This is a genomic window from Akkermansia sp. NBRC 115031 (assembly GCF_030268505.1).
Lineage (GTDB): Bacteria > Verrucomicrobiota > Verrucomicrobiia > Verrucomicrobiales > Akkermansiaceae > Akkermansia > Akkermansia massiliensis.
The window spans coordinates 1-971 of the sequence record NZ_BSQU01000018.1 but is presented as its reverse complement, the minus strand read 5'-3'; the positions used below and the strand labels follow the sequence as shown (position 1 = coordinate 971).

Genomic DNA, 971 nt, shown 5'->3' with positions numbered 1-971 from the left:
CCAGGGAGCAGCGGAAAGCACGGTTCTGCCCTGGTCATCGTACTCGTAGCGCGTGTACCCTCCATCGGGCTTGATCTCCAGGGACACCCGGAACTGGTCGTTGTAGGTGTAAAGCGTAGTCTGGGCCAGAGAGGTCTTGTAGCCCTGGGTGCTGCTGATGGTCAACCAGCCTCCCTCGGTGTACTTCTTGACTGTCCGGGTACAGGAAGAAGGTGTTTCCTCGTTGATGCCCTGAATAGTTTCAATGCGCTCCCACTTGGAACCAGGCAGCACGTTTTTCTCCACCGTGTGCACGGTGCGCTCATCCCCCTCTCCCTGAATGGTCGTCACCTTGTTGCCTTCCGTCCTTCGCTGCGTCCGGAAGACAGGCATCCCCTCCCTCTGTTCGGCGATGTCCATCACCTGCACGCCCTGGTCGTCACTCAGTTCATAGCTGACCGTCTTGTAGGGAGTTCCCGTGCCGGCAAAGCCGCGCGCATTCTTGCTCACCTGGCCGGGAGCGTACCATTCCAGGGTGAGCCTGTTGCCTTCCCCAACCGCCTGTAGCAGTCCCCGGGACTTGGACCAGATGCTTTGGATGGCTCCCGTGGAAGGATGGCGGTTCACCTTCATCTGCCGGGAATAATCTTCCGCCGTGGTTTCCACGCCGGAGGCGGAAACCATGGAGACGACCTTTCCGGTGGTTGCCGAGAAGCGCAGGGTGCGCCCATTGCTCTGGACCATGTCCAGATAGGCGGGAGAGCCGCCGGTGCAGGGAAACTTGTCGGCATTCAGCTTCTGAACCTTGTAGTTCAACTTGCGCGAACTTCCTGAGACGGAGGCTTCGGCATGGCCGTCAGAACTCTGGAAGGAGATGGAACTGCCCGTGGGTCGTTTGACGGAGATCTGTCCGGTTTCGGGATTGCAGGAGGCGGTCCATTCGAGGGGATGCTTGTAGCGCAGGGTGATGGGACATGGGGAGGAAGGTTCGG

The 971-nt window shown here is 59.6% G+C and carries 1 protein-coding gene; it reads right to left on the bottom strand.

Annotated features, from left to right (window positions below; genetic code table 11):
- A partial coding sequence (locus QSJ36_RS12775) for a hypothetical protein (RefSeq protein WP_285468794.1) occupies window positions 1–971 on the bottom strand: 971 nt, incomplete at both ends.